Source organism: Brevibacillus laterosporus DSM 25 (assembly GCF_002706795.1).
Lineage (GTDB): Bacteria > Bacillota > Bacilli > Brevibacillales > Brevibacillaceae > Brevibacillus_B > Brevibacillus_B laterosporus.
Map to the genome: position 1 here is coordinate 3049486 of NZ_CP017705.1, position 25377 is coordinate 3074862.

The following is a 25377-nucleotide window of genomic DNA, read 5'->3' on the forward strand; positions in this document are numbered from 1 at the left end:
ATCTAGTGCTACTTGTCAAAAGCAATTAGGAGGAATTCAAATGAATTACCTAAATGATTTGCGGCAACTGTTTCGAGATGATCAAGTTTCTGTAAGTGAGAGCGTTTTAGAATTACATAGTAAGGATGAATCATATCACATGCCTGTCTTACCTGATGTAGTGGTGTTTCCTGAATCCAGGGAGGATGTATCACGTTTGCTTGCTTTTGCGAATGACCGTGAGATACCTGTGGTCCCATTTGGTATCGGAAGTAGCTTAGAAGGACATGCGATCCCTGTACACAAAGGAATATCTTTAGATTTTCAACGAATGAATCAGATCCTAGAGATTCGACCAGATGATTTGTTGATACGTGTCCAACCAGGTGTAACCAGAACCGAAGTAAATAAAGAACTCAAAAAATACGGTTTGTTTTTCTCTGTTGATCCAGGGGCAGATGCTACGCTTGGTGGAATGACAGCGACAAATGCCAGTGGGACTACTGCGGTTCGATATGGTGTTATGCGTGATCAGGTACGTGACTTAGAGGTAGTGTTAGCTGATGGAAGCATCATTCATACCGGTGGTTTAGCAGCAAAATCATCGTCTGGGTACCATCTAAATGGTCTATTTGTTGGTTCAGAAGGGACATTGGGTATATTTACTGAGCTGACCTTACGTGTTTACGGAATTCCTGAAGAAATCATGGCTGTTCGAGCTACTTTTCCTGATGTAAAAAGTGCTGTCCAGACAGCGGTGACCATTCTTTCCGTAGGGATACCTGTTGCTAAAATTGAGCTAGTAGATCAATTATCCATTCAAAAAATTAATAGTCACAAGAATACATCATACGAAGTAACACCTACGTTATTCATTGAGTTCCATGGAAATACAGCAGGATTGGTGCAGGATGCACAATTTGCTAGAGAGCTAGCTTTAGATAAAGGATGCCTTCAGTTTCAGCAGGAGATAGATTCAAAAGCTCGGGCGCAATTATGGGAGGCTAGGCATCATTTGTACTACGCCTTTGCCCATTCCGTACCAGGTAAGCGTGTGATGACGACGGATGTATGTGTGCCGTTATCCGAGCTGACTGGTGCAGTACACAATGCCCAACAAATCGTACAGGATTTAAAATTAGAGGGCGGAGTGGTTGGACATATCGGTGATGGTAATTACCATACGTTGATTTTATTACATCCACTTGATTCTGAAGAACTGGCACGTGCGGAGGAGGCGAATACCCGTATAGTTGAATACGCCTTGGCACGAGGTGGTACATGTACGGGAGAGCATGGAGTAGGGCTGGGTAAACGAAAATACCAGCAAACAGAGCATGGTGAAGCATTTCATGCCATGTTAGCTGTAAAAAAAGCCTTTGATCCTAAAGGAATATTAAATCCAGGAAAAATTTTCAGCTAGTAGCCAACTATGGAGGGATACTGGTAGGAACCTCTGGTGGCATGTGCTGTTTATAGTTCGAATACGTGAAGGACTCATCTCGATTTTCTTTGAGAGGAGTCCTATTTTTTGCTGTGAAGAGCTACCATAGCTATAAGCCCTAGATGGAATCCTCCCTCCTATGAGCAATAACCGCAAGCTGGGAGGGACATATGTCCTTCCCAAAAAATACGGATTATCATTTAATAATAGAGAATCAGATTGGGGGAGAGAGATAATGAGAGGGAGCTTATTCGCGTTTTTAGGCGGGGCTTGTATTACCTTGCAAGGAGTAGCGAATTCTAGGATAAGTCGAGATATTGGAACTTGGCAAACGGCGACTATCACCCAATTAACTGGATTTGTTCTAGCTTTGCTTATTCTGATGTTCGTCAGAGATGGAAAATGGCAAAGGATTAGGCAAGTAAAGCCGTTATATTTGACTGGTGGTGCTTTAGGGGCGTTCATCATTTTCAGTAATATCACCGCTATCCAACAGATCGGTGTTACCCTTTCGATATCTACACTGCTGATTGCTCAGTTGAGCCTGACCTTTATCATTGATAGTAATGGATGGTTCGGCGTGTTGAAACAGAAGATGAGACTGCCACAGTTCATCGGCATAGCAATGATGATAGCTGGTGTGGTGATACTAAGATTTTGATCGTATAAATATTTTAGAATGCGACAGATGATAGACTGGGGGTAAAACGAGTAATGAAGGAAATCTCAGATCGTGAGCAGTTGAATCATTATCTACATGCTCATCAAATAGAATCCGTATTTAATGAACAGGTACTACCTCATTTGGCACTGTACAGCTTTAAGCAGGGAGAGATTATCTGCTCTCAAGGAGAATCTGCACAGTATTTGTACCTTCTTGTTAAGGGAAAGGTTAAGATCTATACTACCTTGATGGAGGGGAGAACACTGATCCTCTCTTTTAAAACACCTCTTGAGGCGATTGGGGATATCGAATACGTACGTGGTACTGATATTCTCAATACGGTTGAGGCAGTATCGCCTGTCTATCTGATTGGTGTTCACCATCGTTGGCTGAAAAAATACGGAAGAGATTACTCACCGTTTCTCCAATTTTTACTGGAGATCATTACTCGAAAATTTTATATTAAATCCAATTCTTTAAGCTTCAATCTGATGCATCCCGTGGAAGTGCGGTTGGCAAGTTATCTATTGTCTGTCTCCTATGACGAGTCTAATTCTCTCTTTAAAGGGCAACTAAGCACAGTCAGTCTAAGGGATGTAGCGAACTTAATTGGAACCAGCTATAGGCATCTAAATCGGGTAATTCGACAATTCTGTACAGAGGGGCTAATAGAGCGAAACAAAGGTTTCATTCTTGTGAAGGACAGAGCTGGATTAAGTGCGCTGACCAGTCATAATATTTACGAGTAGTTAAGCAGGGATAACATCAGTAAAGGGAGAAAATGCAATGATTCTAGGGATAGTATTGGCTTTGATCGCAGGCTCGCTAGTTGGCTTACAAAATATTTTCAATGGTAAGGTAAATGAGCATGTTGGCTCTTGGACAACGACTACATTAGTATTAGGAATGGGTTTTGTGGCTTTGCTTACGATGGGTTTCATCTTTGAAGGGAAGCACATATTTACATTACAAAATATGAAGACCTGGTATTGGTTTAGCGGTTTGATCGGAGTAGGGGTGGTAATCTGTCTGGTGCAGGGGATAAGACTGCTTGGTCCTACGTATGCCGTCTCTATCGTTGTAACATCACAGCTCGGGTTTGCTTTATTGTGGGACTCGCTAGGCTGGTTTGGACTGGATAAGGTTCCTTTTACTTTTAGGCAGTTGATAGGCGTACTCGTTATCGTTTGCGGTGTTTTTCTATTTAAATTAGGAAATGGATGCGAGAAGCAGGTGGCGGGTGATTCACAGCATTCTGTCAGATAAGTGATTTTACATGTTAGATGCTGTCAAACAATAGTAAGAAGGTGTGGATAGATGGTTATTCGCAAGTATGGTGACATATGATAGACTAAGATTATAAATATTTACCATATCGAGTACGAATGGAGCATATCATGATCATTAACAAACAAGAATTTGGTGTAAAAGGGCTAAGCTATACGATTCGATCTGCAACCGAAACAGATGCGAAAGCTTTGTCTGAGCTTAGATTACAGATAGATGGAGAGACTGAAAATTTAGACAGGGAAAAAGGAGAGGCGTTCATAGATCCATTAGGTTTTGAACAATTAATTAAAGCTGATACTGAAAATAAAAGGAACTTATTTTTAGTTGCGGTCGTTCATGATCAGATAGTCGGGTTTTCCAGATGTGAAGGAAATCAGTTGAAAAGATTCTCACATAAAATAGAATTTGGTGTGTGCGTTTTAAAGGAATTTTGGGGATTTGGCATAGGCAAAAATCTGTTAAAAGAATCTATTGCTTGGGCTGACTCGAATGATATTAAAAAAATTACATTGAATGTTTTAGAAACGAATGATAAAGCCATTGCCCTTTATAGAAAGCTTGGCTTTGAAATAGAAGGCATACTAAAAAAAGACAAAATCCTGTCTGACGGTAAATATTATAACACCATTATCATGGGGAGATGCCATGAATAAGAACAAGCTAAAATTGCTAGGTACACTAATTCACTTCAGTCAGTCGTAATAGAGTGCATAACCAGTCGGAGCTACTGGAGGCACTCTATTTTTTTATCCCCTTATTTGTATATCTTTGTATCATACTTAAGTTAGACGGTCTACCGTTCCATAGAAAAATGCTCAATGACTTGGGACTTAAATAATTTTGCAGGAAAATGCAGCTCCCTATCCTTATGGACAATAAGCCCGTGTGTTGAGTAAATGGGCGGGCATAGTGGTAGCGTTTGGAACTCTTTTTCTTCTAGTTCTTTTTTTACGCATATTTCTGGAAGTAATGCAAAGCCAATGCCACATTTCACAGCTTGCTTAATCATTTCTATGCTTGGAAACTCTAATGCACTATTTCCTTCAATTCCAGCCTCCTGCAAAATCCTACTAGCTTGAGTGTGGTATAGGCAACTGGGTCCAAAGCTTATTACGATTTCATCGTGTAACATATCCAATCCACTAGATTCAACTCTTTGTACTAAGGCATCCGAGGCAATAAAAACAAGTTTTTCCTCTAAAAGTGGGTGGAAAATCAGGTCATTGCGATGGGGATTTTGCGGAACAATGCCAAAATCTACAGCGTGATCTAAAACCCTCTTCAGAATATCCGGCTGAAATCCCGCTTCTAGTCTTACTTTTATCCGTGGATATTGATTCATAAATTGTTGGATAAAGGAGGACATACGTGTTAAGAAAAAGGATTCTTGCATACGAATATGTATCGTTCCCTGCGGCTGATCCAATTCGTTCATTGCATGCTCTAAGGACATACCTAAATGTATAAATTGATACGCAAATGTAGCAAGTCTAACACCCGCTTCTGTAGGTTTTACACCTCTGGATAATCGATGAAACAATTTTTGATTGCAGGCTTGCTCCAATAACTGAATATGAGTAGTTACAGTAGATTGAACATAGCCTAATTTCTCTGCGGCTCGACTAAAGCTCTTTTCTTCTATTACTGCAATAAATGTCTGAAAGAACTTCCCTTCCAGTAATTCAATCATTGTATATCTACCTCCATGGTATCGGGAATCGAAATGGATTGTATCGTAAACATTCATAAGTAAAATCGGTAATTCAATGATATAGTAACTCTCGTACAGAAGAAAGTACTCTTTCAAAAGCAGGACGATCCAAAAGGAGGAAACAAAACATGAACAAAAAACAAGGATTTAGATTAGGCGTGTACATTTTTAAAGACGCAGAGGTTATTGATTACGCAGCTCCCTACGGTGTATTTTCGGTAGCTCGAAGATTTGACCCTGAATTGGATGTTTTTCTTGTAGCAGACGCGATGAAACCAATTCAAACTCAAGCGGGATTAACTGTACACCCCAACTATAGCTTCAATGACATGCCCGATTTGGATGCCTTTTTAATTCCTGGTGGCTTTGGTACTCGGCAGGAAACGAATAATAAGCGACTACACCAATACATTCGATCTCTTCCTGAAACAACTCTGCTTACAAGTGTATGTACAGGCTCATGGATTTACGGCAGAATGGGGCTTCTCGATGGTATCCCTGCAACAAATCGTAAAGAGCCAGATCATTTGGAGGCTACGGACATGGGCAAGGTACCAATCGATCGATTAGCTGAAATTGCACCAGCTTGCAAAATCAGTCGTGCTCGTATAGTTGATACTGGCAGAATTATAACCGCAGGCGGGATTGCTTCTGGTATGGAAATGGGCTTTCATTTGTTAAAAAGAGCAGGCTATGATGAAAACTTTATTTCTGAAGTAGCTCGCGTTATGGAGTATAAAGTAGCATATGACAACTACAAGGGTGATATTGAATATTTTGATTGTTAGGGTAATTTAGTTAGAGTAGAGAGGTACATTTTATTGCCAAAGTTCATTCGAATAATCTACAAGTAAAGTAATACCGAGTTTCCATTATGAAGCCACCAAGCATAAAAAGCGAGGTGGCTTTTATTTTTGATTATAAGAGGGGGAATTAATTTATTGCTTTCAAATCATTATGAAGAACAATTTTCTTTATAATGATTTACATTAATATACAAGTAAGTTACTATTATTCAAATATGTGAAGATATGTATATGATTATTAATATGACAACTGGAGTAATAAATAATTCTATATTGTTAATCCAAATAGGTGAAGGCAAGGGTATAAATGGGAGGAAATCAAACTTTACATTATACATCTCTGGGGGAACTAATAAAAATGAAACGAGAAGACATGGAAATAAGTTTATCTGAGTTGGGAAGACTATCGGGAGTTCACAAAAGTGCTTTGGCGAGAATTGAAAATGGTGAAACCAAGCAACCTAAATTACAAACAATCAAGGCTATAGCGGACGTTCTAGAACTTCCTTATAAAGAAATTGTTGAACATTATATGAAAATAGAACAACGTGCCGAGGTTTTACAGGAACTAATTTTAGAAGCGATTGAAGTTTCTCAGTTTCAATTAATCCCTAATGTGGCTCAAAAAGTGCTTGCATCTCCCAATGAGGATACATATATATCATTAGAGCGTCTGTATAATTTTGTTGACACTATTGTAAACAACGAAATTAAGCTATTACTTTATGGTGAAATAATCACATATGCCAGGCAACATGGAGTACCAAAGTATATAGCTAAAGGATTATTGCAAAAATATTTGATTGATAGAGAGGATTTTAAGAGACTTGAAGAGTCATATAAAGATGGAGAAGAAATAGCTTACTATGTTGACTTTTTATCCCTTGACGAACAAATAACTTTTTATTATCGTATGGCACTTCACGCACATAACATTAAAAAGTATGAAAAGTGTATTAAATTTGGTCAAATGGGGATGGAAAAAGACAAAACAAAAAATGATCTTAAAGAAAGTGTAGCATTGGCAATGTGTAATTCTTATGTAGAACTCGAAGACCATGTCAGTCTTCATTTACATTTAGATGAATGTGAAAAAAAGAAATATCATTTCATTATTAGATGTATAAACTATTATCGAGCCATAATTCTTTCACAAAGAGGTGATTATGAAAAAGCTATTCCTTTATTGCAGGAATGTTTAGAAGAAGTTATAGGTATTAGACGCTTGTATCGATTAAACAGGCTGCTAGAAGCTCTATCTAAATCAAAAAATGTCGATCTAATCAGAAAACTAATACAGTCTGAGGAAAACGATTTTTCATTTAATCCAGTTACGCCACACCAATATGCTCAGGCAGGTATGTACTATAAATTTAAAGGAACTTTTCTTATTGAAAATGGGCAATTCGATTTAGGTATAGAACAACTTCTTCAAAGTATATCCTATTATGCTATGATAGGTTCGTATAAGGATATTATTGAATGTTCCAAGGAGATTTTTTATTATCATGCATTCTTCAAAAGACAAACCAAATTTGAAATTGCAGGAAAATTGAATGAATTGTATAATGAAGTTACCATGGGAGAAAAGAGGGAATAATGATGAAGAAAATTGTAATTTCTACTATTATCTTTTCAACCTTCTTCTCACTTACATTTATTGTTTATGATAAATTTATGGAAGCTTGCTCAGAAAAATATTCCGCTTCCAAAGTTTATAACGAAGACCTAGGGCATTAATCAACTTAAACCTTTTTAGGAAAAAACGCTATGGATTTAGCGTTTTTTTGTTGTTAATGATTTTACAGCTAGTTTTAAGATATTCTACGACAAATAGAGTTTTTAGCTAAAAGAGGATTCTGTATGTCTCTAATACGAGAAGTTTATAGATAGAAAATAATAAATGAGGCAAGAAGGGCGTTTCTTGAGAGATTAGGAAAAATAGTTTCGACATTAAATGTAATATATTGTCGGTAATTTTATAGTGTTGCAAATGTAAAAATTTTGAAAATTTCTAGCGACGGCTGATATACTTATAGTAAGCATTTGGAAGGGGGAATTGTTATAAGAAATTTTATTCTTAAATAGGGACGTTCTTCAAGTAATAGGTAAGCCTGAACGTCCCATCCAACATGAGTAATAGGCTAATATTACTCATACTAATTTTACCATTTTTGAAGTAGTGGCGAAAGTACAATGTCACAGGAAAAAATACTTAATGCAATGGTTTTAAAAGGTTTAGCTTAACTATTAATGGTTATGGGTGAAAGGGATAAAATAAATTTTTGGGAGGATTAACATGAAAAGGATTATGACAGTCTTAAGTCTTTCTGCTTTGCTCGTGATCCCTACTATGGGGGGAAATGTTATAGCATCAGAATCGGATGAACTATCTTTAGAAAGAAATGTGACTGAAAATTATGAAGTTGACTTCGAAAAATGGCCTACTAGTGATTTATCTAGTGAAATTGAATTGTCGCTAAACGTTCCTACAAATAGTTTTAGTAGTCAAGGGTTTGACTTTAAAAGTCTTGCCACAGGAAAAACAAAACTATCATCATCTGACAGTGAAGTGAAATCAACAGGGACAACTAAAGGTAAAACTTTAAGTACAGTTGTTTCAGCAACAACAGGTTTATTTAAAGATGGTGAAAGCTTAGGTGAAAGTGATAAAGCGATTGCAATAGGTAAGTTGACTGCAACGGCTGAGAAAAGTTATTTCTCAAATAAGTGGAAAAAGAACAAGTTTGAAGGTGTAACTGTTCATACTGCAACTTATGATGGGGTTTTATACGATGATGCTTCCGCAGATAAATTTCTAAAATAAATGTTAAAAAGGTATGATTTTATCATACCTTTTTAACATTTATTGAAAATGAAGTTATGGTGTATATTCTAAGCGCTAGAAAGTACCACTTGATGACGTTTAGAAAAACTTCTGTGTAAGCTAAATAACTTTTTTAAAAGGGAGGTATTCTGTACGAATGAAAATAAAGCATTATTGGATGCTCCTATCGGTAGTGTTAATGTTAAATTTGATGCTTACAGCTTGCTCAAATGAAGGGTATTTACATGTTAAATATAAACAAGATGATATTTTGGTTATTCAGGGTGAAAAATTTTCCAAAAGTGAACATACTTTACTACATAATAGCCCTGTTGAATCCTCTTCTTTTACTTCTGCAACGGGGTTTGTTCCAGATGAAAGATGGAAAAGTCAAATAAAGGTACAGGATGAAAAATATACGTTTCTTGATATACATTCATCTAATGTAATAACAGGTACATTCATTCTTGATAATAATTCAAAAAAAGATATTAGATACAAGATACTTGCTTATCAAGGTAACCAAAACATACCAATTAATATTGATGGTTATGACAAAAAAATTGGAATTGAAGTAACGGTAAAGAGCAATACCACAGTAAAACTACCTGTATCGATTCCATTTTCAGCAACAGGCGATAAGGAATTAACCATTTTTCCAATAACTATTTCTAACCAATTAGAAAGATATAACGGTGGAAATCTTGGCTTAGTGCGATTTTTTGTCTCTAATGGAATGGATACTCAAATAACGAAAGAGACAATTGCTAAGCAAGCGTTTTCTTTACCTGAAAATTATGACACACAAAATATTTCTTTACTCCCTACGTTGTCTTGGATGGGGGATAAGTTCGCTGAACCGAAATACATTAATAGGAATAATAAGCTATATACTACAAAGAAAGTGAAAGGGTTACAAGTAAAGCCATTACCATATGATACAAAGCTCGATATTATTTGGGCAGATGAATTTGGGAATACTACCCTACTTGCAAAAGATGTTCCTGTAACTAAAAATCAAGCTACCTCCATTAATATTGAAGATCAGATATTATCTGACATCTATCAAAACGAACAACGTCAATTCTTATTTGTTTTTGCTAACAGAAATGAAGAAATATTGGCTGATGTGCTTGCCCTTGATCAATTTAAAAAACCATATATGACTACCTTTCAAGGGATTATTGAGATATATCCAACCATAGAGAAAAACTAGCTTACTAGGTTGAAAAGACTATAAATTTCCTTCTGAGATGAGAAGGAAATTTTGGAACTTCGCTGACCTATTCAATGAAGCTTAATGGAAGTTCTTAGGGGAAATGGAGCTAAGTACAATTAAAAATAATCATAAAGCAATGCCTCAACAACACAATAAGGCTATGCTGGGACATGCTTGCAGCTCGGTTTTCTCTAACTTTAATAAGGAAAGATTTTATGGCTTATTAACAAGAATAGGAGTTTAGTATAAAAAAGCCGGTAATCCATATAAGGATACCGGCTTTATGGGCGCCAATTCAGACTAAGTGCTATTCACCTCATCCATTTCCAAACTCAGTCATATCAGCGGAAAGCACTATGTTCTTACTTATCAGTAATGGTATATTTTTTTCCATCAATTGTAATGGTATAATTGGTAGGCCCGCTTATTGGCACGTAATAGACGATGCTCATATCTATACTTTGGCCAGGAGCTACTGATTTCCAGGTAGGAATGGTTACTGCCACACGGTGAAAATCACCCTTTAATCCACCAATGTTTGGCCCCGTATGACCAGCAGAAATCAGTTTTACACTATCCCCACTGTAGCTACTAAATTGGGCTGAGGTAGAAGTAGGCACATCGAACTCAATGACAGAGCCACCTGTGATCGTTAGATTACTGTTATTGGTTATTTTTAGCGTAGGATTGATTGGGTAATTTTGATCGCCTTGTTGAAATCCAGTGACCTTTATCTGTAGGGCTAGTTTATCGGCTGGAAGAGGGGTCTTGCTGTTCGAAGTATCGTACGGCGTTGCTGCCACAAATTTGCTATGCATCAATTTCGTTAAAGTAGAACCCATGTAGTATTCTCCCTTACCGTCATTACGATCCTTGTACCAGTCATAGTCACCTGCCATTTCCCAAATCAAGATTCCACCAATCCCATTTTTCATTACATAATCTGCTTTGGCACTAATAGATTGTTCATCCTCAGTAGATAGAAAAACTTTCTTCTGGGCATTCCATAGCCAAGGTGCAACAAGAGTCGAATCATAGTTACGCTTATAGGTACCTGTCAATACTGGATTTGGAATTCCGTGATCCCTCAGATAGGAGCCAGCAATCCCTTTTTCAAGATTTTTGGCATGCCACATTGGATTTGAACCTGCCCCTTCTTCTTTGCCATTCTCATCTTTATCATGCCAGATGTTATCAACACCTGTAGCACCATCACCGCAAGTGGTTTGTCCAGTTGGACAATTTTTGCCTACAGCTTTTCCCCATAATCCATCTGTTCCTCCCACAACATTTTGGAAGCCACGAGTATAGTAGGGAACCCCGATGTTTATTCGTCCTGCCTGCATCATCCCACGCATGTAATGGTAAGCCCAATCTGTATTGAGATAGCCAATACCTCCATATTGAGGTGTATTATAGATGTTATATTTGATTAACTCTCCATCTTTTCCATCATCAAATAACGCAGCGTTAGGGCCAACGAATTCATTCCATGCTCCGTGAAGATCATAGGACATTACATTCACATAATCGAGATACTGCAAGGCTTGGAAGGATTCCATTCCACGTAATAAATAAGCAGAAGAGGGGGATGCCACGGTTAGCATATAATATTTTCCGTCCTCAGCGGATGCCTGATCCAGCTTGACTCGCAAGGTTTTTAATAAGGAGTCATAGCCTGCCATTAGCCCTTTTAAGCGTGGTGTGGAAAACTGCCAATCTAATGGATTGCCCGCTTGGTTCATTGTAGTTGGGTATTCGTAGTCGATGTCTACTCCTTCAAAATTATATTTGCGTAAAAATTCAACAGCAGAGGTAGCGAATGTGTCAATTGCAGACTGATTAACAGAACCATCTGCATTCGTTGTCATCGTGTAAAAGCCTCCAGAAGCAATTCGCTTTCCACTCTCATCAATGTAACCACCTGATTCAGCCCATCCACCAACGGAAACAAGGGTTTTTACGCCAGGATTTTTTTTCTTCAATTGTGTTAGCAAATTGAAGTGACCTTTATAGGGTAGGGAAGGGTCCATAGATGCATCCGGATACTCCGGCCAAGTCATGCCTAACGCTGGATTCGTTGTATCAGTAGGAGAACCAACAGATATGCGGTTACTACTGTCAACATGGGCAAAGGCGTAGTTAATATGCGTTATATTTTTCCATGGGATATCGGAAGCTAAATATTTAGATTGTCCATTTTTTCCTGTTCTCCAGCTAGTAAAGTAACCAATTATACGTCGCTTCGAATCATTAGCTAGCTTTTCACGTCCATCTTGGTCATATGCTTGGCAATAAGGAATGTTTTTTACGCCAGAATCATATAGACCTGCTGGCCGGCAGGGCACTGCTGGATCAGGTGGTAAAGTGTCTTTATCTGTAGTGACCTCGATTCCTTGACTAGCCTCAGATTCCAATCCTTGATTATCTTTTGCCTTTACTGTGAACGTGTATGTGGTACGGGGGGTCAGATTCGTGATTGTAGCTTTGGTTTCTGTAACCGCTTGCAAACCACCGTTATAATAAACCGTATAGCCTATCACTTGTTTGTCATCGGTAGAAGCATTCCATGTGAGAGAAACACTTGTGGAGGTTTTTGCTGTTACAGCTACATTGGTAGGTATGGTAGGGGGAGTGTTAGAAGGATCAGGTGGAGTACTGGGATCTGTAGAGCAGGCACCAAGGTCCTGCCACACATCACTGGTACCTGGCGTTTCACCTTGTGTCCACCATTTTGCCTTCCATTCATGGCCGTTGTAAGAAGATTGTTTTCCATCTGTGTAAATCATTTTACTGTCCCATGCAGCAGAGCAAATCGTTGCTCCAGATGCCTTAGCTGATAGAATTGCCGGGAAGATACTTGCAAAAAGCACGAAGGCTAACAACAAAAAACTGAATTTTCCGACTGAATGAATAGCAGGAATACGTAGATACATCTTTTTCATCTCCTAACTTTCATTTTTTACTTAGTTCAGTTCATGTCATTGTTGTTTATTTTAGATTGGTTCGTTTAAATATACAATAGACTGAATTAAATGAAAAGTGTATTTTTGTGAAATGAAACAGTTTGTGAGAAAAAGATAGTAGAGACCTGAGTAAAGTTTCGTGCAATGATTCGAAAACTTCCAGTCTAATTCTTGCACAAATGCATAACGAACATTTGGACTAAAACTTTCACTAGCTAGGCGATATAATAAAGCCATAAAGCTATTGATATAATTATAAAATATGTATAGAAAGCGCTAACATTAATTTTGTTATTAAGATGTAGATATAGTGCCAACAAGAATGAAGCACTAAGAAACACTGGGACATGGAGAAGGAGGTTAAAGGATCACCATGCTAAGTGAACTATTAACCAGAGACCACATTCAAGTTATTGAAGAAATCCCTACTTGGGAGGAGGCTATACGATTAGCTGCTCAGCCATTACTAGATGATGGAAGCATTCAGGACTCCTACATTCAGGCTATGATTCATAATGTGAAGGAGCTGGGGCCGTATATAGTGATTGCTCCAGACATTGCGATTCCTCATTCGCGTCCTGAGAATGGCGTGAACAAAGTAGGCATGAGCTTTCTGAAATGTCATAAACCGGTTTCCTTTTCAGAAAAAGCAGAGCATCAGGTCAGATTATTCTTTGTGCTGGCAGCTACGGATAATGACTCCCATTTAGGTGCACTATCTCAATTAACAGAAGTATTATCTGATCCAAATTCTTTACAAACCCTGTTAACAACAGATTCTATCGAAGAGGTTTTTCAGCTTATTCAGGTAAAAAATAATCAGTAAATATAACAATTACATTTGAGGAGGAATCATTTATGAAAAAGATTTTGGTGGTATGCGGAAACGGTCTAGGAAGTAGTTTTATTGTGGAAATGAACGTGAAAAAGATTCTAGGTGAGTTAGGCATTGAAGCGGAAGTATCACATACCGATTTGGCTTCTAGCAAAACAGAGAGAGCTGATCTATATCTAGGCTCTAAAGATATCGTGGGAAATCTTGAAGATGGTTCACGTGTTGTTGAAGGATTAACAAACATTTTGGATCAAAACGAAATTCGTGAAGTCCTGAAAAAACACTTCTAACGCTAGAAGTGTTTGGATTCCTCTTTATTGCACCATGAAAAAAGAAAAGTGGAGGGATTGCCCATGCTAGATTTTCTGATGAACGATATTTTAGGAACACCTGCGATCTTGGTCGGACTCTTCGCTTTATTCGGCTTGTTGCTCCAAAAGAAAAATATTGCTGACATCATCGCAGGTACTTTGAAAACCACTATGGGTTTTATTATCCTAGGTGGTGGAGCTAGCATTTTAATTGGCTCTTTAGACGCTTTTAGCAAAATATTTACAGAAGCTTTTCATATTAACGGGGTTATTCCAAACAACGAGGCGATTGTAGCCATTGCTCAACAAACGTTTGGGAAAGAAACAGCGATGATCATGTTCTTTGGAATGGTAGCTAATATTTTGTTTGCACGTTTTACCCCGTTTAAATATATTTTCTTAACGGGTCATCATACGCTGTTCATGGCTTGTTTGTTATCCGCAGTATTATCCACAGGTGGTTTTACTGGTGCACCGTTAGTTATGATTGGATCGGTTTTATTGGGAGCTTTGATGGTTTTATCTCCAGCAATTACACAACCATATACACGTAAAGTAACCGGTTCTGACGATTTCGCCATGGGTCACTTTGGATCATTTGGATACGTAACAGCGGGCTTTATTGGAGCAAAGTTTGGCAATAAAGCAAAATCCACAGAAGATATTAAAGTTCCAAAATCTCTTGGTTTCCTACGTGATACATCGATTTCTATCTCTTTGACGATGGCGCTCTTGTATTTGATTATTGCACCATTTGCTGGGCAAAGCTTTATCGAGACCCAACTTTCTAACGGACAAAACTTCATTGTATACTCCTTTATTCAAGCAATCACTTTTGCAGCTGGTGTGTATATTGTTCTAGCTGGGGTACGGATGTTGATTGCAGAAATTATTCCTGCCTTTAAAGGGATTGCCGATAAAATTGTACCAAATGCAAAACCAGCGCTCGATTGCCCAACTATATTTCCATTTGCACCAAACGCCGTTATTATTGGTTTCCTAGCTAGTTTTGTGGCAGGTCTAATCGCCATGTTTATCTTGCCAGTGATTGGTCTTAAGGTTATCGTTCCTGGTGTTGTAGGTCACTTCTTCACAGGTGCCGCCGCAGGTGTTTACGGAAATGCTACAGGTGGACGACGAGGTGCGATCATCGGTGCTTTTGTAAATGGGTTATTGATCTCTATCTTGCCAGCTCTATTATTACCGGTACTGGGTGGACTAGGTTTTGAAGGTTCTACGTTTGGTGATGCTGACTTTGGAATTGTAGGGATTATTCTTGGAAAAATGATTACGTTGTTTCAATAGATAAAAAAGGTAACAAATACTAGTAGGCTAGTTTCACGTTATGTGAAACTAGCTTTTTTGATAATTGAAGGACCAAAATTTCAAATAAAAAATATATGTTTGAGACCGCGCAGGTATTTATTGGGGGAAGTTTGCAACATTTAAGTGAAATACAGGTATAAAAATAGGGTGAACATACAAGAGAAACAGCTTTATTCCTAGATGATTAAAGCTGTTTTTTGAATTAAAAAAACGAGTTTCTTCCTATTATAATGGCAACTGTGCAAGGGCTATAAAAATGACCGTGCAAATTGTGCAAAAGCATATTTCTCTTTGCAAATGAAAAATGACAGACATCCAAGTTTTGCAAGCAAATGATAGGCTGTCAAGAAATGGACGATATTTGTAAGAGCTTACCGTTGATTTGTAGAAGAATTATGTATATAATCAAAAACAATCACAAACAATTAAAAACGATCGTAAATTAATCATAATCGATCAAATGTGTGATTTTTACTAAAGGAGCGACAATTGAATGTTAACTCCAGAACGACATCAACTCATTTTGGCTTTGCTCAAAGAAAAAGAAGTGGTTACTGTTCATGAATTGGTAGATACCACGAATGCATCTGAATCAACTATTCGTCGGGATTTAAGTGAGTTAGAAGAAAAACGTTATTTAAAACGTGTTCATGGTGGAGCTTCTATCTTGCATCGCAAACTCGAAGAACCGACTGTGCTAGAAAAAGTAAAGAAAAGTGAACAGGAAAAAGTAGCGATTGCTGCTTATGCCGCTTCTCTTATCAAGGATAAGGATTCCATTTATTTAGATGCAGGTACGACAACAGAACAGATGATTCCCCACATCACAGCTAAGCAGATCGTAATTGTTACGAACGGTCTTAATATTGCCCTGACTGCTCGACAATATGATTGTAAGACCATTTTAATCGGTGGTGAGTTAAAAGCAGGTACGATGGCCGTGATTGGTAGAGGGGCTGCAACCGGGATGGGGCAATATCGTTTTGATAAATGCTTCCTTGGTATGAATGCCTTTGATCTCACACATGGCTTTACTACTCCTGATCCAGAGGAGGCCTATATCAAGCAATTGGCGCTTTCTTATTCAGATGAGAAGTATGTGCTGTGCGATTCACAAAAGTATGGAGAGGTGACATTTGCCAAAGTAGCGGATATAAACGAAGCGATGATTATTACAGATGATCGCATAAATCCGGCAGAAGCAGAGAAAGTAAGAAAACTAACAAGATGCAAAGTGGTGAAATTATGATTTATACGGTAAGTCTTAATCCTTCGATAGACTATCACATCTGGTTGCCAAGCTTGCAAGTAGGAAGAATTACCGGAGCAACAAAAGAAATAAAGATGGCTGGAGGCAAGGGAATTAATGTCTCTAAAGTATTAAAGAATGTAGGAAAAGAATCGGTGGCTCTCGGATTTATTGGTGGATTTACAGGTGAATTTATTGCTCAGGAAATGGAAGCGCTTGATATATCAACTTCTTTCATCAAAGTAGAGGGAGATTCACGAATTAACGTCAAGATGAAAGCGGAGACAGAAACAGATATCAGTGGTGTTTCCCCAGAGATTCCTGCCGCAGCGTTTGCGCAATTGATGGACCAAATCCAGAGTTTGCACAAAGATGATTATTTAGTGTTAGCAGGTAGTGTACCTAAGAGCCTTAACAGTGACACTTACGAAACAATGATGGACGTTCTTGCAAATAAAGGTTTGCAAATTGCACTAGATGCTAGTGGAGATGCTCTAAAAAGGGGCATTACCAAGAAGCCATTTTTTATCAAACCCAACCATCATGAACTAGGCGAATTGTGTGGAGTAACCATTGCCACACCGATAGAAGCCTATCAGCATGCCAAGCGAATAGTTGATCAGGGAGTGGAGAACGTTATTGTTTCTTTGGCAGGCAAAGGAGCGGTCTTTGTAAATCAGGAAGGCGCTTATGTTGCCCAATTTCCCGAGAGTAAGCCTGTTAATTCGATTGGAGCCGGAGATTCTGTAGTTGCAGGATTTTTATACGCTAAAAGCGAGCAGATGCAAGAGGCAGAAGCCTTTCAATTTGCGATTGCTTGTGGTACAGCAACAGCTTTGTCCGAAGGTTTTTGTACACCAACGACTATTGCTAAATACTTGCCAACCATCCAAGTGGCAAAAATATAGAACCAGGGGGATAAGGAAATGCGTATCTTAGACATGCTGCGAGCAGATACTATTGTTATGCACCTATCTGCAACCTCCAAGGCAGAGGTCATTCAAGAACTGATTGACCAATTGGACCAAGCAGATTGCCTGAACGACAAAGAAGGAATGAGAGAAGCAATATTAGCTCGTGAAGCTCATGCTTCAACAGGAATTGGTGAAGGAATTGCTATTCCCCATGCCAAAACCGAAGCGGTAAAAAAACCAAGTATTGCGTTTGGCTACTCCCGTGAAGGAATAGATTACGATGCATTGGACGGACAAAAATCGCATTTATTTTTCATGATTGCAGCTACTGCCGATGCTAACCAGGCGCACTTAGAAACCTTGGCACACCTGTCTGAAATGCTCATGGACGAGTCCTTCCGACAAGAATTGACTCAGGCTACGATCAAGGAAGAATTATTAAAAATGATTGCGAGAAAAGAAAAGGAAAGTCATAATGTAGAGGAGCCCTCTGTTTTACCAGGTGAAACAGGAGGAGTAAAAGTTGTCGCCGTGACAGCTTGTCCAACAGGGATCGCTCACACATATATGGCAGCCGATGCTTTGAAAAAGAAGGCAGAAGAAATGGGCATAGCCATCCGTGTAGAGACAAATGGTTCCGGTGGTGCAAAGAATAAATTGACATCTGAAGAGATTGAACAGGCAGATGCGGTAATCGTTGCTGCTGACAAACAGGTCGATATGGACAGGTTTAAGGGCAAGGTAGTGATTGAAGTGCCGGTAGCTGATGGAATTCGTAAGGCAGAGGACTTGATTAAACGAGCAATAAATCAAGATGGCCCAGTCTACCAAGGTAGCACGTCTTCCGCAGATTCCTCTGAAGATAAGTCAGGCAGATCAGGTTTTTACAAGCATTTGATGAGCGGTGTATCCAACATGCTACCATTGGTGGTTGGTGGAGGTATCATCATCGCTATTAGCTTTATGTTTGGGATTAATGCAGCCAATCCGGATGATCCCACTTTTAGCCCGATTGCCAAGCTGCTGAGTGACATCGGTGGTGGTTCCGCTTTCAAACTGATGATCCCTGTATTAGCGGGTTATATTGCCATGAGTATTGCTGATCGACCAGGTTTAGCCCCTGGTTTAGTTGGTGGATGGCTAGCCGCGGAAACAGGCTCTGGATTTTTAGGTGGATTAATTGCTGGTTTCCTTGCAGGTTATTTGGTGGTAGGATTGAAAAAAGTGTTTTCTGGTTTGCCTCAGTCTCTTGAAGGTATTAAACCAACTCTGTTGTACCCGTTGTTTGGTATTTTGCTAACAGGTCTAGTCATGCTTGGCGTTGTTTCACAACCGGTCGCAGCACTTAATAACTGGTTAACAGATTGGTTAAGTAATATGGGACAAGGAAATGCTGTCATTCTTGGTATTGTAATCGGTGCCATGATGGCTGTTGATATGGGCGGTCCTGTGAATAAAGCAGCATTTACATTCGGTATCGCTATGATTGCAGCAGGAAACTATGGTCCACACGCAGCAATTATGGCTGCTGGGATGACACCTCCATTAGGAATTGCATTGGCAACGACTTTGTTCAAAAAGAAATTTACTGCACAGGAAAGAGAAGCAGGTAAAACCGCATATATTTTAGGAGCTTCCTTCATCACGGAGGGTGCAATTCCGTTTGCAGCAGCTGACCCAACACGCATAATTCCGGCAACAGTTCTGGGCTCCGCTGTAGCAGGTGGCTTGTCGATGTTCTTTGGATGTACACTACCAGCACCTCATGGAGGAATGTTTGTTCTTCCAGTTGTAGGTAATCTTGGGATGTATATTGTGTCAATTTTGGTAGGAACATTGATTACTGCCTTGATGATCAATATACTAAAAAAAGAAGTTCATGAATAACTAAATTAACGAGAAAAAGGAGAAATATTCCATGTTAACAAAAACTTGCGTAATTCAAAACCCTGCTGGCTTGCATGCTCGTCCAGCAACAATGTTCGTACAAAAGGCAACTTCTTTCTCTTGCGATGTAAATTTAATTAAAGGCACAAAAAAAATTAACGGCAAAAGCATCATGGGTGTTATGACACTTGCAGCGAAAAAAGGCGATGAAATCGTACTTGAAGTAAGTGGCGAAAACGAAGCTCAAGCTCTTGAGGAATTGGGCGCGATCCTAGAAAGTGCAAAAGAATAGTTAGGAGATGATCCGTCTTGCTTTGTAAAGGTATTGCAGCAGCCCAAGGGATCGCTCTTGGTCGAGCTTTGGTAAAGGTAGAAGAAACCCTCTCTTATACACGTAAAACACTTGCAGCGGATGAAATAGCTGCGGAAGTGGCACGTTTGAAAGAGGCTTTGAACAAAACCAACTCCCAATTAGAAGTGATTAAACAAAAAGCACTTCGTGACATTGGGGAAGCAGAAGCAAAAATCTTCGAAGCTCACCAACTGTTTCTGGAAGATCCAGAATTCGTTGGAGCAATGGAAGGTAACATCGAGAATGATAAAGTGAACGCTGAAGCAGCTTTAGAAGATGTTCGTGACATGTTCGTAGGTATGTTTGAGAGCATGGACAACGAATATATGCGCGAGCGTGCAGCAGACCTGCGTGACGTAAGCCAACGAATTCTAAAGAACTTGCTTGGTGTGGAAGACACTTTGGTTGGTGATTCCAAAGAACCAGTAATTCTGGTTGTTCATGACCTGACACCATCCGATACCGCACAACTTGATAAGAGCAAAGTGAAAGCGTTTGTAACCAATATTGGTGGTCGTACTTCTCACTCTGCAATTATGGCACGCACGATGGAAATTCCTGCGATTACTGGTCTTAACGATATCACAGAGAAAGTTCAAACCGGTGATATGTTGATTGTTGACGGTGAGACAGGTGATGTATACGTAAATCCTGAGCAAGAGCTCATTGCTACGTACCAGAAAAAATTAGAAGAGTACGAGGCACAAAAAGCTGCATGGGCACAATTAGTCAATGAACCATCTGTATCAAAAGACGGTCATCATGTTGAATTAGTTGCGAACATCGGTAACCCTCATGACGCTGAAGTAGCTGATAAAGCAGGCGCTGAAGGTATTGGTCTGTTCCGTACAGAATTCTTGTACATGGGCCGTGATAACTTCCCGACTGAGGAAGAACAATTTGAATCATATAAAGCCGTAGCACTTACGATGGACAAAAACCGTCCTGTAGTTATTCGTACGTTGGATATCGGTGGAGATAAAGAGCTTCCATACTTGCAATTGCCGCATGAAATGAACCCGTTCCTAGGCTACCGTGCGATTCGCATTTGCTTAGATCAAGTGGACTTGTTTAAAACGCAATTGCGTGCCCTTTTACGAGCAAGCGCATTTGGTAACATTAAAATTATGTATCCAATGATCGCTACTTTAAAAGAGCTGCGTCAAGCAAACGCAATCTTAGAAGAAGTAAAAGTAGAGCTTCGCGGTAAAGGTATTGCCTTTAACGAGGAGATTGAAGTGGGAATGATGATTGAAATTCCTGCAGCAGCTGTCATCGCTGATCAATTGGCAAAAGAGGCTGACTTCTTCAGTATTGGTACAAATGATTTAATTCAATATACCATGGCATGCGACCGTATGAATCAACAAATTTCTTACCTGTATGATCCGTATAATCCAGCAGTATTGCGTTTGATTAAAAACGTGATTGATGCTGCTCATAAAGAAGGCAAATGGGCTGGTATGTGCGGAGAGATGGCAGGAGAGGAATATGCATTGCCAATCCTTCTTGGTTTTGGACTTGATGAATTTAGTATGAGCGCACCTTCTGTATTGCGTGCACGTCATATGCTAAAACAACTAAGCTATAAGGAACTTCAAGCAGTTTCTGAGCACGTACTTAGCTTGGAGGGTGGCGAAGAAATTCGTGATTACATCAAGACTAATGTATTGGACAAGTTATAAGAAAAACGTAAGCAGGCTGTTGAGATAACTCTCAATGGCCTGTTTTTTTATAGAAATTTTTGTAGATATTTTACATAAAAAATGAAAAATATCCCTTTTTTCTCTTGTATTGATAATGATAATCGTTTACATTTATATGTGAGTACTTTCAATTTTTATTAAAAAACCTAAATATCTACTTCTTTGGTAAAAAAAGCGTAGCAAGCAAAAGGAGATGCAATATGAAGCATGTTAAAGATATTGCCGAACACGCAGCTATGCAAAGCTTTCTGAACTGCTATCTCCGGGAAACAGGAAACGGTAGGTGGATGACGACAAATGGAGAAAATTATCTTCATGTGCCGTTGGTGTCTCAGAAAATGGATTTATACGTCAAGGCCAGCTATCAATCGCCGACAGGAAGGCATCTATTTGACTATCCTGCCTTTTATCAGAGTAGAGAAGAGGCACCAGTAGTTGAAGCTGATTATGTCACGATGACTGTATTATTGGTTAAGGAACTGTCGTTACAGCATGGAACGAAGGCAGTACCAGACGAGCTGGTATTGCGAGTTATTCAAAGCTGTCAAAATATGGAGAGATACTTAGCAGCTCGCTATGACGACGGGGAAGAGCTATATGGCTTTGAAATGGATTTCATTACGGCTGAGCAAGCTTTACTCTTTGGACACCTTTTCCATCCTACACCAAAGAGTCGGCAAGGAATTCCTGATACAAAGCAGGCTATTTTTTCGCCAGAGCAAAAAGGAGCTTTCCCTTTACACTATTTTGCGGCCCATCACTCTTTAGTCTTAGAAGGATCGGGATTCGAACAATCTGCTACCGAGATTATCAAAGCAGAGCTAGGGCAGGAAGTGCTAGATCGAGACGGGATTAGGCAATATGCAAGGAATGAAAATTACTCACTTATCCCTCTGCATCCGCTACAAGCGGAATGGATGTTGGATCAACACTCAGTTCAGAAGTATATCAAGCGTGGTTTGTTGCACAATCTAGGCCCTCTAGGTGAATTTTATCAAGCTACTTCTTCATTGCGAACGGTCTACCATCCAGATAAAAGCTTTATGATAAAGCTTTCTATTCCTGTTAAAGTGACTAATTCTTTACGTGTTAACAAACACTCAGAGTTAGAAAGTGGAGTAGAGGCAAAAAAGGTACTGGATACAATTACGGAGGATATGAGCAAAAAATATCCAGGATTTGCTTTTATACACGATCCCGCTTATATCACACTCAAGCTGGACGAGCAGGATGAGTCAGGATTTGAGGTCATCTTACGCCATAATCCCTTTCAGGGTAGTGAGGCTAACAATATTACAGTGCTCGCTGCTCTAATTCAGGACCCATTACCTGGACAACAAAGTAGACTGGCTGTGATTATTTTACAGCTTGCGAGGCAGGAGGGGCGGACGCCATCAGAGGTGAGTCTTGAGTGGTTCCGGCGTTATCTGGAAATTTCACTCAAGCCAATGGTATGGCTCTATCTCAAGTGGGGAATTGGCTTAGAAGCTCATCAGCAGAATAGTATTGTTAAGCTTCAGGACGGATATCCCAGCCAATTTTACTACAGGGATAATCAAGGATATTATTACTGTCAATCAATGAAGGAATTGTTATCTCGAAATTTTCCCAATCTTGGTGAAACGAGCAAAAACGTAACCGAAGACAGCTTGGTGGACGAACGGTTACGTTATTATCTGATTTTTAATCATATGCTTGGTCTTATTAATGGCTTTGGTACCGCAGGATTAATAGATGAACAGCAGTTATTAGATGAGATGCGCACTGTGTTACAAGAGTTTTTGCCGTTAAATAGAGAACCATCTCGATTTTTACATAGTCTGCTGACGTCAGAAAAGCTTGCTTGCAAGGCGAATTTACTTACTCGTTTTCATGATGTAGACGAACTAGAGGGTGAAGAGAGCAACTCTGCTATCTTTGTTCAGATCGATAATCCGCTTGCAAAAGCAAGTAAGCGTCAAATAGAACTCGAAACTGAAAACCAACTGGCGCTACGTTAACAAAACGGAAAAATGACTGTTGATAATGGAGGCTTTGGTAATGCAAGTAACTGACTGCGATGTGAACATTGGGGAAGCCATTCGCTCCGAACAATACTTGCAGGTGCGAAGAAGAGTATTTCGTCAGTGTATTGAATCCATGATCTACGAAGGAATTTTGACTCCTGAAACACAGCTAGAAGAAACGTCTACACGTATCACCATCACGGGGTGGGACGAACACGACCAACCAGTAGCTTACCAATGCTGGGCGCGGCGGACCATTACATTTGGAATGATCCGGCTTTTACCATCTAAACCGCTCATGCGTGTTGATGGTAAGACGGAGCAAGAGGCAGAGTCGATTACGCGCTTTTTAATGGATATATTCCGCAAAAGAGACGTAGACGAGCAAATGCTAGCCTCGTTTGCCCAGGAATTGGAACAAACGCTGCTTAAAGATACACTTTCACAGTATAGTCGGGCAGAACGGAAAGTATGGCTAAGGGGAAAGAGCTACGACGAACTGGAGGGCGACCTGATGGACGGTCACCCATATCACCCTAGCTACAAATCCCGGCTAGGATTCGATTACCTTGATCATTACGCATATGGACCAGAGTTTAAACAGGAAGTGCAGCTATTATGGATAGGCATACATAAACAGTATGCGCATGTAAAAACAGATCAGGATATGGAGACTCAGCAGTTATTTTTGGATGAATTGGGAGTAGAACAGAGAGAAGCTTTTCGTTCGGTTTTCGTACAACAAGGATGCGATCCTGAGGAGTATGATATGTTACCGGTGCATCCGTGGCAGTGGCGCAAACATATCGTTCCCGCTTTTCAGGCTGATTTGCATGCCAAAAGAATCGTGGAGCTGGGGCTCTCCAACGATCGTTATCGACCACAGCAATCAATTCGGACGTTTGCCAACAGCAGCAATCGAATCAAACCTTATGTGAAGCTAGCGATAAATGTAGTCAACACTTCCGCAGCTCGTCACTTAACCCCGCATTCGCTTGCTAGTGCGCCACTCATTTCCCGTTGGTTAAAGGGAATGCGAGATACAGACCCATATCTCAAAGATGAGATCAAATTAGTTATGCTTGGAGAATTTGCGACGGTTTGCTATGATCCACCACCTCCAGCAGATTTGGTTGAGATGGTGACGTTTGGTGTGATTGGATGCATGTGGAGAGAAAGCCTGCATCAATACCTGGAGCCTGATGAAGAAGCTGTTCCCTTCAATGCTTTATCTGCAAGAGAGTTAGATGGAGTCCCGTTTATTGATCCATGGATACGTGAGTATGGTATTGAGAATTGGCTGAGACAATTGGTTGAAAAAAGTGTACTACCAGTTGTCCATTTACTGGTTAAGCATGGGATTGCGCTGGAGTCTCACGCTCAAAACATGATACTGATCCATCGCAAAGGGGTTCCCGTACGAGTTGCATTAAAAGATTTTCATGAGGACTTGATATACTGTAAACCATATCTGAACGATCCAGAGGCATGTCCGGATTTTGCGAATGTACATGAATTTTATGCAACTGTGGAGCCTAATGTCATGTTCCACATGGATGATCCTTCGCTTGTACGAGACTTAACATTAGAAACACTATTTTTAATTAATTTAGGCCAATTGTCGCTTATGTTGGCTGAACATTATGATTTTGCAGAAAGTAGATTTTGGATGCTAATAGCTCAAATGATCGAGCAGCACCAAAGTCGTTTTCCTGAGCTGAAGGAACGGTTTGAGCTTTTTCAATTATTTGTTCCAAGCATCATGGCAGAGCAATTAACTAAGCGACGCCTTTATTCTGATAACGTGACGCATGTACACCAAGTACCCAATGCTCTATATCAAGCTAGAGAAAGCTTGCGAGCTATCCTTTGTAGGAGGTGATAA

Annotated in this window: 21 protein-coding genes; 19 read left to right on the forward strand and 2 right to left on the reverse strand. The window is 39.6% G+C overall.

Annotated features, from left to right (window positions below; all coding sequences use genetic code 11):
- Positions 1–40: 40 nt before the first annotated feature.
- From BrL25_RS14890 to BrL25_RS14910, 5 genes are all read left to right on the forward strand, one after another.
- The gene (locus tag BrL25_RS14890; RefSeq protein WP_018671507.1) at positions 41–1402 is read left to right on the forward strand and encodes an FAD-binding oxidoreductase; all 1362 of its coding nucleotides are present in this window, start codon (positions 41–43) and stop codon (positions 1400–1402) included.
- 256 nt (positions 1403–1658) lie between these two features.
- Positions 1659–2084 carry a DMT family transporter gene (locus tag BrL25_RS14895; RefSeq protein ID WP_018671506.1) on the forward strand — a complete coding sequence of 142 codons (426 nt, stop codon included), beginning with the start codon at positions 1659–1661 and terminating at the stop codon, positions 2082–2084.
- 53 nt (positions 2085–2137) lie between these two features.
- On the forward strand, positions 2138–2836 hold the full coding sequence (locus tag BrL25_RS14900) for a Crp/Fnr family transcriptional regulator (protein ID WP_018671505.1): 699 nt from the start codon (positions 2138–2140) through the stop codon (positions 2834–2836).
- A 37-nt stretch (positions 2837–2873) separates the two neighbouring features.
- A complete protein-coding gene (locus tag BrL25_RS14905; protein WP_018671504.1) occupies positions 2874–3353 on the forward strand; it encodes a DMT family transporter in 480 nt (159 codons plus the stop codon).
- Positions 3354–3484: 131 nt separating this feature from the next.
- On the forward strand, positions 3485–4030 hold the full coding sequence (locus BrL25_RS14910; protein ID WP_018671503.1) for a GNAT family N-acetyltransferase: 546 nt from the start codon (positions 3485–3487) through the stop codon (positions 4028–4030).
- 140 nt (positions 4031–4170) lie between these two features.
- Here the strand turns inward: BrL25_RS14910 and BrL25_RS14915 are convergent, their stop codons facing one another.
- Positions 4171–5067 (reverse strand): LysR family transcriptional regulator, encoded by an 897-nt coding sequence (locus BrL25_RS14915; protein ID WP_018671502.1) that lies wholly within the window; start codon positions 5065–5067, stop codon positions 4171–4173.
- Between the two features lie 149 nt (positions 5068–5216).
- On the opposite strand from BrL25_RS14915, the gene BrL25_RS14920 reads away from it, so the two are divergent.
- The 4 genes from BrL25_RS14920 (at position 5217) to BrL25_RS14935 (ending at position 9937) form a co-directional block, all read left to right on the forward strand.
- Entirely contained in the window at positions 5217–5876 is a 660-nt protein-coding gene (locus BrL25_RS14920; protein ID WP_018671501.1) for a DJ-1/PfpI family protein, read from the forward strand.
- A gap of 376 nt (positions 5877–6252) precedes the next feature.
- Positions 6253–7494 carry a helix-turn-helix domain-containing protein gene (locus BrL25_RS14925; protein WP_236847718.1) on the forward strand — a complete coding sequence of 414 codons (1242 nt, stop codon included), beginning with the start codon at positions 6253–6255 and terminating at the stop codon, positions 7492–7494.
- Between the two features lie 699 nt (positions 7495–8193).
- The gene (locus BrL25_RS14930) at positions 8194–8721 is read left to right on the forward strand and encodes a hypothetical protein (protein WP_018671498.1); all 528 of its coding nucleotides are present in this window, start codon (positions 8194–8196) and stop codon (positions 8719–8721) included.
- Positions 8722–8878: 157 nt separating this feature from the next.
- Positions 8879–9937 carry a hypothetical protein gene (locus BrL25_RS14935; protein WP_018671497.1) on the forward strand — a complete coding sequence of 353 codons (1059 nt, stop codon included), beginning with the start codon at positions 8879–8881 and terminating at the stop codon, positions 9935–9937.
- 365 nt (positions 9938–10302) lie between these two features.
- Here BrL25_RS14935 and BrL25_RS14940 read toward each other — a convergent pair whose 3' ends face one another.
- Positions 10303–12876 (reverse strand): glycosyl hydrolase family 18 protein, encoded by a 2574-nt coding sequence (locus tag BrL25_RS14940; protein WP_018671496.1) that lies wholly within the window; start codon positions 12874–12876, stop codon positions 10303–10305.
- Positions 12877–13279: 403 nt separating this feature from the next.
- Here BrL25_RS14940 and BrL25_RS14945 point away from each other — a divergent pair, with 403 nt between their 5' ends.
- The 10 genes from BrL25_RS14945 (at position 13280) to BrL25_RS14990 (ending at position 25374) form a co-directional block, all read left to right on the forward strand.
- Positions 13280–13732 (forward strand): PTS sugar transporter subunit IIA, encoded by a 453-nt coding sequence (locus BrL25_RS14945; RefSeq protein WP_018671495.1) that lies wholly within the window; start codon positions 13280–13282, stop codon positions 13730–13732.
- A gap of 32 nt (positions 13733–13764) precedes the next feature.
- Entirely contained in the window at positions 13765–14031 is a 267-nt protein-coding gene (locus BrL25_RS14950) for a PTS sugar transporter subunit IIB (protein WP_018671494.1), read from the forward strand.
- Between the two features lie 63 nt (positions 14032–14094).
- On the forward strand, positions 14095–15357 hold the full coding sequence (locus BrL25_RS14955) for a PTS ascorbate transporter subunit IIC (RefSeq protein ID WP_018671493.1): 1263 nt from the start codon (positions 14095–14097) through the stop codon (positions 15355–15357).
- 514 nt (positions 15358–15871) lie between these two features.
- Positions 15872–16627, forward strand: coding sequence for a DeoR/GlpR family DNA-binding transcription regulator (locus BrL25_RS14960; RefSeq protein WP_018671492.1), 756 nt, complete (start codon positions 15872–15874; stop codon positions 16625–16627).
- Positions 16624–17535, forward strand: coding sequence for a 1-phosphofructokinase (gene pfkB / locus BrL25_RS14965; protein WP_018671491.1), 912 nt, complete (start codon positions 16624–16626; stop codon positions 17533–17535). Before BrL25_RS14960 ends, pfkB begins: the two co-directional genes overlap by 4 nt.
- A gap of 18 nt (positions 17536–17553) precedes the next feature.
- Positions 17554–19428: a PTS fructose transporter subunit IIABC gene (locus BrL25_RS14970; protein WP_018671490.1), complete on the forward strand. Its 1875-nt coding sequence runs from the start codon at positions 17554–17556 to the stop codon at positions 19426–19428.
- A gap of 31 nt (positions 19429–19459) precedes the next feature.
- A complete protein-coding gene (locus tag BrL25_RS14975; RefSeq protein ID WP_018671489.1) occupies positions 19460–19720 on the forward strand; it encodes an HPr family phosphocarrier protein in 261 nt (86 codons plus the stop codon).
- Between the two features lie 17 nt (positions 19721–19737).
- Positions 19738–21465 (forward strand): phosphoenolpyruvate--protein phosphotransferase, encoded by a 1728-nt coding sequence (ptsP, locus tag BrL25_RS14980; RefSeq protein ID WP_018671488.1) that lies wholly within the window; start codon positions 19738–19740, stop codon positions 21463–21465.
- 221 nt (positions 21466–21686) lie between these two features.
- Entirely contained in the window at positions 21687–23486 is a 1800-nt protein-coding gene (locus BrL25_RS14985) for an IucA/IucC family protein (protein ID WP_018671487.1), read from the forward strand.
- Between the two features lie 40 nt (positions 23487–23526).
- On the forward strand, positions 23527–25374 hold the full coding sequence (locus BrL25_RS14990) for an IucA/IucC family protein (RefSeq protein WP_018671486.1): 1848 nt from the start codon (positions 23527–23529) through the stop codon (positions 25372–25374).
- Positions 25375–25377: the final 3 nt, after the last annotated feature.

Coding starts and splice junctions, on each gene's coding strand:
- BrL25_RS14920 (WP_018671501.1), top strand. CDS start 5,217: ATGAACAAAAAACAAGGATTTAGATTAGGCGTGTACATTTTTAAAGAC.
- BrL25_RS14950 (WP_018671494.1), top strand. CDS start 13,765: ATGAAAAAGATTTTGGTGGTATGCGGAAACGGTCTAGGAAGTAGTTTT.
- BrL25_RS14970 (WP_018671490.1), top strand. CDS start 17,554: ATGCGTATCTTAGACATGCTGCGAGCAGATACTATTGTTATGCACCTA.
- BrL25_RS14930 (WP_018671498.1), top strand. CDS start 8,194: ATGAAAAGGATTATGACAGTCTTAAGTCTTTCTGCTTTGCTCGTGATC.
- BrL25_RS14945 (WP_018671495.1), top strand. CDS start 13,280: ATGCTAAGTGAACTATTAACCAGAGACCACATTCAAGTTATTGAAGAA.
- BrL25_RS14910 (WP_018671503.1), top strand. CDS start 3,485: ATGATCATTAACAAACAAGAATTTGGTGTAAAAGGGCTAAGCTATACG.
- BrL25_RS14955 (WP_018671493.1), top strand. CDS start 14,095: ATGCTAGATTTTCTGATGAACGATATTTTAGGAACACCTGCGATCTTG.
- BrL25_RS14895 (WP_018671506.1), top strand. CDS start 1,659: ATGAGAGGGAGCTTATTCGCGTTTTTAGGCGGGGCTTGTATTACCTTG.
- BrL25_RS14940 (WP_018671496.1), bottom strand. CDS start 12,876: ATGTATCTACGTATTCCTGCTATTCATTCAGTCGGAAAATTCAGTTTT.
- BrL25_RS14975 (WP_018671489.1), top strand. CDS start 19,460: ATGTTAACAAAAACTTGCGTAATTCAAAACCCTGCTGGCTTGCATGCT.
- BrL25_RS14905 (WP_018671504.1), top strand. CDS start 2,874: ATGATTCTAGGGATAGTATTGGCTTTGATCGCAGGCTCGCTAGTTGGC.
- BrL25_RS14960 (WP_018671492.1), top strand. CDS start 15,872: ATGTTAACTCCAGAACGACATCAACTCATTTTGGCTTTGCTCAAAGAA.
- BrL25_RS14925 (WP_236847718.1), top strand. CDS start 6,253: ATGAAACGAGAAGACATGGAAATAAGTTTATCTGAGTTGGGAAGACTA.
- BrL25_RS14890 (WP_018671507.1), top strand. CDS start 41: ATGAATTACCTAAATGATTTGCGGCAACTGTTTCGAGATGATCAAGTT.
- BrL25_RS14900 (WP_018671505.1), top strand. CDS start 2,138: ATGAAGGAAATCTCAGATCGTGAGCAGTTGAATCATTATCTACATGCT.
- BrL25_RS14990 (WP_018671486.1), top strand. CDS start 23,527: ATGCAAGTAACTGACTGCGATGTGAACATTGGGGAAGCCATTCGCTCC.
- pfkB (WP_018671491.1), top strand. CDS start 16,624: ATGATTTATACGGTAAGTCTTAATCCTTCGATAGACTATCACATCTGG.
- BrL25_RS14915 (WP_018671502.1), bottom strand. CDS start 5,067: ATGATTGAATTACTGGAAGGGAAGTTCTTTCAGACATTTATTGCAGTA.
- BrL25_RS14935 (WP_018671497.1), top strand. CDS start 8,879: ATGAAAATAAAGCATTATTGGATGCTCCTATCGGTAGTGTTAATGTTA.
- BrL25_RS14985 (WP_018671487.1), top strand. CDS start 21,687: ATGAAGCATGTTAAAGATATTGCCGAACACGCAGCTATGCAAAGCTTT.